Annotated in this window: 3 protein-coding genes, 1 tRNA gene and 2 rRNA genes (1 of these 6 cut by a window edge); 5 read left to right on the forward strand and 1 reads right to left on the reverse strand. The window is 66.2% G+C overall.

The window, feature by feature from the left end:
• From ACIQ9E_RS00010 to ACIQ9E_RS00020, 3 genes are all read left to right on the forward strand, one after another.
• Window positions 1-2,370, forward strand: a 23S ribosomal RNA gene (locus ACIQ9E_RS00010) (it extends 730 nt beyond the left edge of the window).
• 73 nt (window positions 2,371-2,443) lie between these two features.
• A 5S ribosomal RNA gene (gene rrf, locus ACIQ9E_RS00015) occupies window positions 2,444-2,560 on the forward strand.
• Between the two features lie 237 nt (window positions 2,561-2,797).
• A tRNA-Thr gene (locus ACIQ9E_RS00020) sits at window positions 2,798-2,870 on the forward strand.
• A 66-nt stretch (window positions 2,871-2,936) separates the two neighbouring features.
• Here ACIQ9E_RS00020 and ACIQ9E_RS00025 read toward each other — a convergent pair.
• Window positions 2,937-5,588, reverse strand: a complete 2,652-nt coding sequence (locus ACIQ9E_RS00025) for a SpoIIE family protein phosphatase (protein ID WP_403699437.1) — start codon at window positions 5,586-5,588, stop codon at window positions 2,937-2,939.
• Between the two features lie 270 nt (window positions 5,589-5,858).
• Between ACIQ9E_RS00025 and ACIQ9E_RS00030 the strand changes: the two genes are divergently transcribed.
• Both ACIQ9E_RS00030 and ACIQ9E_RS00035 read left to right on the forward strand, forming a co-directional pair.
• Window positions 5,859-11,336 (forward strand): HAMP domain-containing protein, encoded by a 5,478-nt coding sequence (locus ACIQ9E_RS00030; RefSeq protein ID WP_403699440.1) that lies wholly within the window; start codon window positions 5,859-5,861, stop codon window positions 11,334-11,336.
• Window positions 11,337-11,668: 332 nt separating this feature from the next.
• The gene (locus ACIQ9E_RS00035) at window positions 11,669-12,352 is read left to right on the forward strand and encodes a two-component system response regulator (RefSeq protein ID WP_403699443.1); all 684 of its coding nucleotides are present in this window, start codon (window positions 11,669-11,671) and stop codon (window positions 12,350-12,352) included.
• Window positions 12,353-12,422 lie beyond the last annotated feature (70 nt).

The raw sequence follows: 12,422 nt of genomic DNA on the forward strand, positions 1-12,422 counted from the left end.
TAGTAGCGCGCTCAAGACCCGAAGCGGAGTGATCTAGCCATGGGCAGGTTGAAGCGGCTGTAAGAGGTCGTGGAGGACCGAACCCACCAGGGTTGAAAACCTGGGGGATGACCTGTGGTTAGGGGTGAAAGGCCAATCAAACTCCGTGATAGCTGGTTCTCCCCGAAATGCATTTAGGTGCAGCGTCGTGTGTTTCTTGCCGGAGGTAGAGCACTGGATAGGCGATGGGCCCTACCGGGTTACTGACCTTAGCCAAACTCCGAATGCCGGTAAGTGAGAGCGCGGCAGTGAGACTGTGGGGGATAAGCTCCATGGTCGAGAGGGAAACAGCCCAGAGCATCGACTAAGGCCCCTAAGCGTACGCTAAGTGGGAAAGGATGTGGAGTCGCAGAGACAACCAGGAGGTTGGCTTAGAAGCAGCCACCCTTGAAAGAGTGCGTAATAGCTCACTGGTCAAGTGATTCCGCGCCGACAATGTAGCGGGGCTCAAGCGTACCGCCGAAGTCGTGTCAATCCAACATATAGCCCCAACGGGCGTTGGGTTGGGTAGGGGAGCGTCGTGTGCCGGGTGAAGCCGCGCCGGAAGGCAGTGGTGGACGGTTCACGAGTGAGAATGCAGGCATGAGTAGCGATACACACGTGGGAAACGTGTGCGCCGATTGACTAAGGGTTCCTGGGTCAAGCTGATCTGCCCAGGGTAAGTCGGGACCTAAGGCGAGGCCGACAGGCGTAGTCGATGGACAACCGGTTGATATTCCGGTACCCGCTTTGAAGCGCCCAGTATCGAATCCTCTGATGCTAAGGCCGTGAAGCCGCCTTTGATCTCTTCGGAGTGATGGGGAGTGGTGGAGCCGCTGAACCGAGGTGGTAGTAGGTAAGTGATGGGGTGACGCAGGAAGGTAGTCCAGCCCGGGCGGTGGTTGTCCCGGGGTAAGGGTGTAGCCCGTGTGGTAGGTAAATCCGTCACACATACAAGGGTGAGACCTGATGCCGAGCCGATTGTGGTGAAGTGGATGATCCTATGCTGTCGAGAAAAGCCTCTAGCGAGTTTCAAGGCGGCCCGTACCCTAAACCGACTCAGGTGGTCAGGTAGAGAATACCGAGGCGTTCGGGTGAACTATGGTTAAGGAACTCGGCAAAATGCCCCCGTAACTTCGGGAGAAGGGGGGCCATTCCTGGTGATGGGCTTTACGCCTTGAGCTGGGGGTGGCCGCAGAGACCAGCGAGAAGCGACTGTTTACTAAAAACACAGGTCCGTGCGAAGCCGTAAGGCGATGTATACGGACTGACGCCTGCCCGGTGCTGGAACGTTAAGGGGACCGGTTAGTGACCTTTCGGGGTTGCGAAGCTGAGAACTTAAGCGCCAGTAAACGGCGGTGGTAACTATAACCATCCTAAGGTAGCGAAATTCCTTGTCGGGTAAGTTCCGACCTGCACGAATGGCGTAACGACTTCTCGACTGTCTCAACCATAGGCCCGGTGAAATTGCACTACGAGTAAAGATGCTCGTTTCGCGCAGCAGGACGGAAAGACCCCGGGACCTTTACTACAGTTTGATATTGGTGTTCGGTTCGGCTTGTGTAGGATAGGTGGGAGACTGTGAAGCGGCCACGCCAGTGGTTGTGGAGTCGTTGTTGAAATACCACTCTGGTCGTGCTGGATGTCTAACCTGGGTCCGTGATCCGGATCAGGGACAGTGTCTGATGGGTAGTTTAACTGGGGCGGTTGCCTCCTAAAGGGTAACGGAGGCGCCCAAAGGTTCCCTCAGCCTGGTTGGTAATCAGGTGTTGAGTGTAAGTGCACAAGGGAGCTTGACTGTGAGACCGACGGGTCGAGCAGGGACGAAAGTCGGGACTAGTGATCCGGCGGTGGCTTGTGGAAGCGCCGTCGCTCAACGGATAAAAGGTACCCCGGGGATAACAGGCTGATCTTCCCCAAGAGTCCATATCGACGGGATGGTTTGGCACCTCGATGTCGGCTCGTCGCATCCTGGGGCTGGAGTCGGTCCCAAGGGTTGGGCTGTTCGCCCATTAAAGCGGTACGCGAGCTGGGTTTAGAACGTCGTGAGACAGTTCGGTCCCTATCCGCTGTGCGCGTAGGAGTCTTGAGAAGGGCTGTCCCTAGTACGAGAGGACCGGGACGGACGAACCTCTGGTGTGCCAGTTGTCCTGCCAAGGGCATGGCTGGTTGGCTACGTTCGGAAAGGATAACCGCTGAAAGCATCTAAGCGGGAAGCCTGCTTCGAGATGAGGACTCCCACCCCCTTTGAGGGGTTAAGGCTCCCAGTAGACGACTGGGTTGATAGGCCGGATCTGGAAGCCAGGTAACTGGTGGAGGTGACCGGTACTAATAGGCCGAGGGCTTGTCCATATTTGCTCGCGTCCACTGTGTTAGTTCTGAGGCAACGACCCGTGAAATTGCCGGGTTGTTTGTTTCATAGTGTTTCGGTGGTTATTGCGTTAGGGAAACGCCCGGTTACATTCCGAACCCGGAAGCTAAGCCTTTCAGCGCCGATGGTACTGCAGGGGGGACCCTGTGGGAGAGTAGGACGCCGCCGAACAATTTTTGATGGGAAGGCCCCGCACAGTGTGCGGGGCCTTTCTGCATTTCCGGATCCGTATTTCCGGGCGGGAAGAGTGCCCGCGAGGAGCTGTCTGCGGGGCGGCGTCCTGCCGAGCACGCCCCGGCAGAGGCCGGCGGAGACACTCGGGGACGGGTTCGGTGATCTTCCTGCGCCGGATGGTTCAGAGCACCCCCAACTCAGGATATGATTTACCTCGTTGCCACAGCGCAGCAGGCCCCAATAGCTCAGTCGGTAGAGCGTCTCCATGGTAAGGAGAAGGTCTACGGTTCGATTCCGTATTGGGGCTCAGTACAAAAGAAGGCCCCCGCCATCAGGCGGGGGCCTTCTTCGTTTCCATGGAGGCGCCGGCCCCTCAGGGCTTACGGGGCTCCGGGATACGAAGGGCCAGGATGGCCATATCGTCGGAGGCGGGCTCGGCGGCGAAGCGTTCCACCGCGCGCATGACCCGGGAAGCGACCGCACCGGCCGTCAGGCCCGTACAGCCCGTCAGAACGTCCGCAAGGCCGTCGTCTCCCAGCATGCGGCTGCCCTCGCGGCGTTCGGTGATGCCGTCGGTGACACAGAGCAGCACATCGCCGGGAGACAGGGTCACCGACTCCTCGTACAGCTCCAGATCCTCGATGACGCCCAGCAGCGGCTGGGGCTCGGCGGGGGAGTCCACCGTGCCGTCCGGGCGGAGCCGGAGCGGCAGGGGATGGCCCGCGCAGACCACCTTCAGCCGGGCGCTGCCGTCCTCCTGCGGCCACAACTCGCCGTAGAGAAGGGTGAGGAAGCGGCTGCGAGTGCCTTCGTCGAGGATGGCGGCGTTCAGCCGCTCCAGGACCGCGGGGCCGCCGAAGCCCTCGCGGGCCAGCAGCCGCAGGGCGTGCCGCGCGAGACCGGTGACCGCGGCGGCCTCCGGGCCCGTACCGCAGACATCACCGATGGCGAAGCCGTAGGCACCGTCCCGGATGGGGAAGACGTCGTAGAAGTCGCCGCCGACTTCGTTGCCCTCGCCCGCGGCCCGGTAGATGACCTCCACCTCGACACCGGGGATCTGCGGCGACTCCGGCGGCAGCAGACTGCGCTGAAGGGACTGGCTGATGGCGACCCGCTCCGAGTACAGACGGGCGTTGTCGAGGGCCAGGGCGGCCCGGCGGGACAGATCCTCGGCCAGCTCCAGGATCTCCTGGCGGAAATGCTCGTCCGTCGGCTTGCCGAGAATCAGCATGCCGATCGCCCGGTTGCGGGCGAACAACGGCAGCACAACGGTCTCGCCGCCGACCGCGGCCGCGGTGGCGAGGGTGCTTCCGATACCCGAGGAGACCGGTGAGGAAGAACCCAGCCCCAGCTCGCGTTTGGACGTCTCCAGCGCAGCCTGCTGGGCGGCCTTCGCCGGGGCGGTCCAGGCGCTGACACCGGGCGTGGATACCGGGCCCGGCGGGGCGATCTCGGAGAGCAGGGCCTTCAGCCCGTCGATACGGTCCTCGTCCTCGTGGAGGACATAGCTCAGATAGGGCACGGAGGCCTGGTCGGCGATGGTGTAGACGGCGCACCAGGTGGCCAGGGTCGGGACCGTCATCTGGGCCATCAGAGCCAGCGTCTGGTCCTTGTCGAGCGTCCCCGCGAGCAGGTCGGATGCCTCGACCAGGAAGGAGAGGGAGCCGCGGCGCAGCCGTTCCAGCTCACCGAGGCGGGCCGATTCGACGGCGAGGGCGATCCGGTCGGCCGCGAACTGGAGTCGCAGGGCTTCCTCGTTGGTGTAGCGGCCTGCGGACTCCGCGGCGACCCCGATGGAGCCGGTGAGACGGCCCTCGACCTTGAGCGGGACGGTGACCACGGACCGCATGCCGGTGGTGTTGAGGAGGGGCACCGCGCCGGGGACGGAGGTGAGGTCGTCGTGGACCGCGGGCATCCGGGCGGAGCCGTACCGTCCGGTGCCGGCTTCGACGGGGACCCGGGCGAAACGCTGGCGGGCGGACGGAAGCCCGGTGGTGGCCCGGACCTCCAGTTCGGTCTCGTCGTCCGTGGCCAGCAGGAGGAAGGCGGCGTCGCCGTCGAGCATGTCGCGGGCGCGTTCGACGGTGCGCTGGAGCAGCCCGTCGAGGTCGTCGGGCGCGGGGGAGCCGATGAAGACCTCGAACGGGTCCGCGGAGTGCGATTCGGTTCCGCTGTCGACGACGGGGATCCGGGCCGGGGTCTGGAGGACGGCGCGCTCGTCGTCCCGTACCAGCAGACAGACCGTGGACGGTTCGCCGTGGGTATCGCGGACCCGGAGATGGGAGGCGTAGACGGGGATGACGCGGCCCTCGGTGTCCCGGATGCCGTAGCTGCCCTCCCAGCGGGAGAGCTGGAGGGCCTCGGCGATCCCGGTGCCGATGCCGGGAGTGTGCGGCCAGGCGGCGAAGTCGGCCAGCGGTTTGCCGATGACCTGGTCCGCTGCGTACCCGAAGAGGTGTTTCGCGTCCTCGTTCCAGACGGCGATGGAGCCGGTGCGGTCGATCTGGGCCACGGCGACACGGACGCGTTCGTCGGCGACGGGCAGCAGGGCGGTCGGCAGGGCGGGGCCCGCGGAGCGCGTACCGACAGGGCGCTGGGGGAGGTCGAGCTGGAACCAGACCTGTTTGAACGTTGCGGTGTACTCGACGCCCCAGCGGGAGGCGAGGGCGGAGCACAACTGGAGTCCGCGGCCGTTCTCGCTGTCCAGCGGGGCGAGGACATGGCTGCCCTGGAGCGGGATCTCGCGCTCGGGGTAGCGGTCGGCCACTTCGATGCGGACGTGCTCGTCGGTGCGCAGACACAGGACGTCGGCGGAGGTCCCCGCGTGGACGATGGCATTGGTGACGAGTTCGCTGGTCAGGACTACCGCATCGTCGATGATCTCGGAGTGCCCCCAACCCTGGAGGGTGTCGCGGACGAAGGCGCGGGCGGTCGCCACGGACCTGCCGACGGGGTCGAAGGAGGCGGCTGCCCGAGCGGTGATCACTGAACTCCTCGTACGCGTCTCGACACCCGGCTCTGCCATGATCGGCCCGTCCCTCCCGGCGCCCGGTCCCTGTGCTTGCGCCCGAGTCGCCCCGGCCGGGCGGACCGGGGCGGTTGGACAGCCGGATGCCAGGTTACTTACCTTCGCAGTCCGAGCGAGTGCCGGTCGCCGTTGTTTCCGCCCTGCGGGGGCGGGGACGTTTGCGCGAAGCTGCCGAACTGTTATGGCCTGGTTCGGCACGGGTGAAACACTGGACACTCACCCGATACGAGCTCGGATAGTACGGTCAACCCCTGCGGGAGGGACACGGTGGAGTCTGGCGTGGCGGCGCGGGCGAAAAACACGCGCACACAAGGCGGACGGTCCCGGAGCAATGGGACGACCGAGGTGGACTCGGTCGCCCTGAACCGGCTACTGGCCGCGCTCACGTCGATGCGGGACGGGAACTTCCGCAAGCGGCTGACCGTGTCGGGCGACGATGTGATGGCCGAGATCGCGGCCGTCTACAACGAGGTCGCGGACCGGAATCTGCACCTCACGGGTGAGCTGGCGCGCGTCCGCAGGGTCGTCGGCCGGGAGGGCAAACTCACCGAGCGGCTGGAGACCGGGGCCTGTGAAGGCTCCTGGGCGGCCGCGATCGACGCGTCGAACGCGCTGGTGGACGAGTTGGCGCGGCCGGTGTCCGAGGTCGGCCGGGTCCTGTCGGCGGTGGCCGACGGCGATCTCGAACAGCGCATGGAGCTGCGGTCCCAGGGCACAGACGGGGTGGTACGGCCGTTGCGCGGAGAGTTCCTCAAGGTGGCGCGGACGGTCAACAGCCTGGTGGACCAGCTGTCCGCGTTCACGGACGAGGTGACGCGGGTCGCGCTGGAAGTGGGTACGGAGGGCAAGCTCGGCGGCCAGGCCCAGGCGCGCGGAATGTCGGGATCCTGGAAGGACCTGACGGACTCGGTCAACACGATGGCGCAGCGGCTGACCGCGCAGGTGCGGGACATTGCGCTGGTCACCACGGCGGTCGCCAAGGGCGATCTGTCGCAGAAGGTCACGGTGCACGTGGCCGGCGAGATGCTGGAGCTGAAGAACACCGTCAACACGATGGTGGACCAGCTCCAGTCGCTGGGGTCGGAGGTCACCCGGGTCTCCCGCGAGGTGGGCACGGAGGGGCTGCTCGGCGGCCAGGCCGAGGTGCCCGGGGTGGCGGGGGTCTGGAAGGACCTGACGGACTCGGTCAACACGATGGCAGGGAATCTGACGTCGCAGGTGCGGGCGATCGCCGAGGTGACGACGGCCGTCGCGAACGGCGACCTGTCGCAGAAGGTGACGGTGAACGCGCGCGGCGAGGTGGCCCAGCTCGCCGAGACCGTGAACCAGATGACGGAGACGCTGCGGACCTTCGCGGACGAGGTGACGCGGGTCGCCAGCGAGGTCGGCGGGGAGGGGATGCTCGGCGGTCAGGCCCAGGTGCCGGGTGCGGCCGGGACCTGGAAGGACCTCACCGACTCGGTCAACACGGTCTTCCGCAATCTCACCACCCAGGTGCGGGACATCGCGCAGGTGACGACGGCGGTGGCGAACGGTGATCTGTCGCAGAAGGTCACGGTCAACGTGGCCGGGGAGATGCTGGAGCTGAAGAACACCGTCAACACGATGGTGGACCAGCTCCAGTCCTTCGGATCCGAGGTGACCCGGGTGGCCCGGGAGGTCGGCATCGAGGGCCGGCTCGGCGGTCAGGCGCGGGTGCCGGGTGCGGCGGGGACCTGGAAGGACCTCACCGACTCGGTGAACACCGCGTTCCGCAACCTGACCGGCCAGGTGCGGGACATCGCGCAGGTGACGACGGCGGTGGCGAACGGCGATCTGTCGCAGAAGGTCACCGTCGACGTGGCCGGGGAGATGCTGGAGCTGAAGAACACCGTCAACACGATGGTGGCGCAGCTCTCCTCCTTCGCGGACCAGGTCACCCGGATGGCGCGGGACGTGGGCACCGAGGGCCGGCTGGGCGGTCAGGCGCGGGTCGACGGCGTCAGCGGCACCTGGAAGGAGCTGACGGACTCCGTCAACTTCATGGCCGGGAACCTGACCTGGCAGGTGCGGCAGATCGCGCAGGTGACGACGGCGGTCGCGCGGGGTGATCTGTCGCAGAAGATCGACGTGGATGCGCGGGGCGAGATCCTGGAGCTGAAGAACACCATCAACACGATGGTGGACCAGCTGTCGGCCTTCGCCGACCAGGTGACGCGGGTGGCCCGTGAGGTGGGTACGGAAGGCCGGCTCGGCGGCCAGGCCCAGGTGCCGGGGGTGGCCGGGGTCTGGCGCGATCTGACGGACTCCGTGAACGGGATGGCGGGCAATCTGACCGACCAGGTCCGCAATATCGCTCAGGTCGCCACGGCGGTCGCGCGGGGTGATCTGTCGCAGAAGATCGAAGTCGACGCGCGGGGCGAGATCCTGGAGCTGAAGAACACCATCAACACGATGGTGGACCAGCTGTCCGACTTCGCGGAGCAGGTCACGATGGTGGCCCGTGAGGTCGGTACGGAGGGCATGCTCGGCGGTCAGGCCGAGGTCCAGGGCGTCTCCGGCACCTGGAAGGACCTCACCCAGTCCGTCAACTCGATGGCGAACAATCTGACGTCCCAGGTGCGGAGTATCGCGGAGGTCACCACGGCGGTCGCCAAGGGCGATCTGTCGAAGAAGATCACCGTGGATGCCAAGGGCGAGATCCTGGAACTGGTGACGACCGTCAATACGATGGTCGACCAGCTGTCGGACTTCGCGGACGAGGTGACGCGGGTCGCCCGCGAGGTGGGCACCGAGGGCGTGCTCGGCGGTCAGGCCAGGGTGCGGGGCGTCACCGGTATCTGGAAGGACCTCAGCGACAACGTCAATCTGATGGCGAACAACCTGACCAACCAGGTGCGGAACATCGCCCGGGTGTCGGCGGCGGTCGCCAACGGTGATCTGACGAAGAAGGTGACGGTCGAGGCGCGCGGGGAGTTCGCGGAGCTGGCGGAGACCGTGAACACGATGGTGACGACCCTGTCGTCGTTCGCGGACGAGGTGACGCGGGTGGCCCGCGAGGTGGGCACCGAGGGCGAGCTGGGCGGTCAGGCGCAGGTACCCGGGGTGTCGGGGACCTGGAAGGACCTGACCGAGTCGGTGAACTCGATGGCCTCCAATCTGACCTGGCAGGTGCGGCAGATCGCCACGGTCACCACGGCCATCGCCAAGGGCGATCTGACCCGTAAGATCGACATCGACGCCCGGGGGGAGATCCTGGAGCTGAAGACGACCATCAACACGATGGTCGACCAGCTGTCGGCGTTCGCCGGTGAGGTCACCCGGGTGGCCCGCGAGGTGGGTACGGACGGTCAGCTCGGCGGTCAGGCCCGGGTCCGGGACGTGGACGGGACCTGGCGGGACCTGACGGAGTCGGTGAACGAGATGGCCGGGAACCTGACCCGGCAGGTGCGGGCGATCGCGGCGGTGGCCACGGCGGTGACACGCGGGGATCTGAACCTCAAGGTCGATGTGGACGCGGCAGGAGAGATCCAAGTCCTCCAGGACAACATCAACACGATGATCGCCAATCTGCGGGACACCACCCTCGCCAACGAGGAACAGGACTGGCTGAAGGGCAATCTGGCCCGGATCTCGGGTCTGATGCAGGGCCGGCGGGATCTGGACGATGTGGCGTCGCTGATCATGAGCGAGCTGACGCCGGTGGTGTCGGCGCAGCACGGCGCGTTCTTCCTGGCGATGCCCACGGGCGGCAGTTCGGATGTGTCGGGCGAGGAGGAGACCTCGTACGAACTCCAGATGCGGGCGAGCTACGGCTATTCGGCGGGGCTGATGCCGACCTCGTTCCGGCCGGGCGAGACGCTGATCGGCACGGCCGCAGAGGAGAAGCGGACGATCCAGGTCAATGTGCCGCCGGGCTATCTGAAGATCTCCTCGGGGCTCGGGGAGGCCTCGCCCGCGTATGTGATCGTGCTGCCGGTGCTCTTCGAGGGGAAGGTCCTCGGGGTGATCGAGCTGGCGTCGTTCCAGCCGTTCACGCATATCCAGCGGGACTTCCTGAACCAGATCGCCGAGATGATCGCGACCAGTGTCAACACGATCAGTGTGAACACCAAGACGGAGGTTCTGCTCAAGCAGTCGCAGGAGCTGACCGAGCAGTTGCGGGAGCGGTCGGCGGAGCTGGAGAACCGGCAGAAGGCGCTCCAGGAGTCCAACGCCGAGCTGGAGGAGAAGGCCGAGCTGCTGGCGCAGCAGAACCGCGATATCGAGGTGAAGAACACCGAGATCGAGGAGGCCCGGCAGGTGCTGGAGGAGCGGGCCGAGCAGCTCGCGGTCTCGATGCGTTACAAGTCGGAGTTCCTCGCGAATATGTCGCACGAGCTGCGCACCCCGCTGAACTCCCTGCTGATCCTGGCGAAGCTGCTGGCGGACAACGCGGAGGGCAATCTCTCGCCGAAGCAGGTGGAGTTCGCCGAGACGATCCACGGCGCGGGCTCCGATCTGCTCCAGCTGATCAACGACATCCTCGACCTGTCGAAGGTCGAGGCGGGGAAGATGGACGTCAGTCCGACCCGGATCGCGCTGGTGCAGTTGGTGGACTATGTGGAGGCCACGTTCCGGCCGCTGACCGCGGAGAAGGGGCTCGATTTCTCGGTCCGGGTCTCGCCGGAGCTGCCTGCGACGCTCCACACCGACGAGCAGCGGCTGCTCCAGGTGTTGCGCAATCTCCTGTCGAACGCGGTGAAGTTCACCGATTCGGGGGCGGTGGAGCTGGTGATCCGTCCCGCGGGGACCGATGTGCCGGCGTCGATCCGGGAGCAGTTGCTGGAGGGCGGTTCGCTGCGGGATCCGGACGCGGAGCTGATCGCGTTCTCCGTCACCGATACGGGTATCGGTATCGCGGCCGGGAAGATGCGGGTCATCTTCGAGGCGTTCAAGCAGGCCGACGGGACGACGAGCCGGAAGTACGGCGGTACGGGGCTCGGGCTGTCGATCAGCCGGGAGATCGCGCGGCTGCTGGGCGGGGAGATCCACGCGGCGAGCGAGCCGGGCCGCGGTTCGACGTTCACGCTCTATCTGCCGCTGCACCCGGTGGCGACGGCCGCCCAGTCCGGGGGTGCGGGAGACGGTATGGCGCTGGAGGCCGGCGGGCCGCCGGAGCGGCCGGAGCGGATGATTCCCGGGGATCCGGGGCCCGCGGCGCTGTTCCGGCGGCGCCGGAAGGCGCTGGGTGGTCTGCCGCAGAATCCGGCCCTGCCCGCCGCTGCCGCGAGCGGCGCCGGAAACGGGGCCCAGGGGCCCGTCGCGCCGGGTGGGGTGGTGCAGGCCGTCGGGGAGCAGCTTCCGGCGGATGCCGACGCGTCGGCGGAGCCGCGCCGGGTCTTCGCCTTCGACAACGAGAAGGTGCTGATCGTCGACGACGACATCCGCAATGTCTTCGCGCTGACCAGTGTGCTGGAGCAGCACGGCCTCTCGGTGCTCTACGCGGAGAACGGCCGGGAGGGCATCGAGGTGCTGGAGCAGCATGACGATGTGACGGTCGTACTGATGGACATCATGATGCCGGAGATGGACGGTTATGCGACGACGACGGCGATCCGGCGGATGCCGCAGTTCGCGGGGCTGCCCATCATCGCGCTGACGGCGAAGGCGATGAAGGGCGACCGGGAGAAGGCGATCGAGTCGGGAGCGTCCGACTATGTGACCAAGCCGGTGGATCCCGATCATCTGCTGTCGGTGATGGAGCAGTGGATGAGGCAGGGGTGACCGGTGAATCGTGCGCGGGGAGTGAGCGGCAGCGGTTACGGAGTTGGCCGACCTGCCGGTAAACCCGATCATTTATCTGTCAGTTACTGACTGAGTCTGCCTGAAGGTGTGTGGGACAGTGGTTTTCGGGGAACCTTCTGGTCTCCCGGGACGTTTCTGCTCTGTGCACAGTGACATCCTGGTGACAGGGTGTGGCGGCGGGCGGGGTGCGGCTACCATGACCGGCACAAGGGCGGGCGGCGCAAGGGAGCCGTTCCCTGGGGCGGCGCCCGGTGCGTACCCCGCGCTCACGAGGCCGGGGAGATGCCCATCCGGGGCGAGGAGGACGGGGCATGGTGCAGAAGGCCAAGATCCTCCTGGTCGATGACCGGCCGGAGAATCTGCTGGCGCTGGAGGCCATTCTCTCCGCGCTCGATCAGACACTGGTCCGGGCATCGTCCGGGGAGGAAGCGCTCAAGGCGCTGTTGACGGACGATTTCGCAGTCATCCTGCTGGACGTCCAGATGCCCGGCATGGACGGATTCGAGACCGCCGCGCACATCAAGCGGCGTGAGCGGACCCGCGATATTCCGATCATCTTCCTGACCGCTATCAACCATGGTCCGCACCACACCTTCCGCGGCTATGCGGCAGGAGCGGTCGACTACATCTCCAAACCGTTCGACCCCTGGGTGCTGCGGGCCAAGGTCTCCGTCTTCGTCGACCTGTACATGAAGAACTGCCAACTGCGCGAGCAGGCCGCACTGCTGCGGCTCCAGCTCGAAAGCGGCGGCCGGGCGGTGCCCGATTCGCCGGGCAAGGAAGCGGTGGGACTGCTCGCGGAGCTGTCCGCCCGGCTCGCCGCCGTCGAGGAGCAGGCCGAGGCGCTCTCCAAGCAGCTCGACGACGAGTCCGCCGATGCCGCGGCCGTTGCCACCGCCGCCCATCTGGAGCGCAAACTGACCGGTCTGCGCCGGGCCCTGGACGCGCTGGAGCCGGGAGCGGGGACCCCGTCCGCGGTGCCCTCGCCGAACTGAGCGGTCCGGACCGGTGGAGCCCGGTGCCCCGGCCGGGCCCGGCCGCTGATCCGGCGTCACCTTCGCGCCC

Source organism: Streptomyces sp. NPDC094448, from assembly GCF_044763775.1.
Taxonomy (GTDB): domain Bacteria; phylum Actinomycetota; class Actinomycetes; order Streptomycetales; family Streptomycetaceae; genus Streptomyces.

Excerpts from the sequence above, each read along its gene's own strand:
- ACIQ9E_RS00025 (WP_403699437.1), bottom strand. The coding sequence starts at position 5,588 with ATGGCAGAGCCGGGTGTCGAGACGCGTACGAGGAGTTCAGTGATCACC.
- ACIQ9E_RS00035 (WP_403699443.1), top strand. The coding sequence starts at position 11,669 with ATGGTGCAGAAGGCCAAGATCCTCCTGGTCGATGACCGGCCGGAGAAT.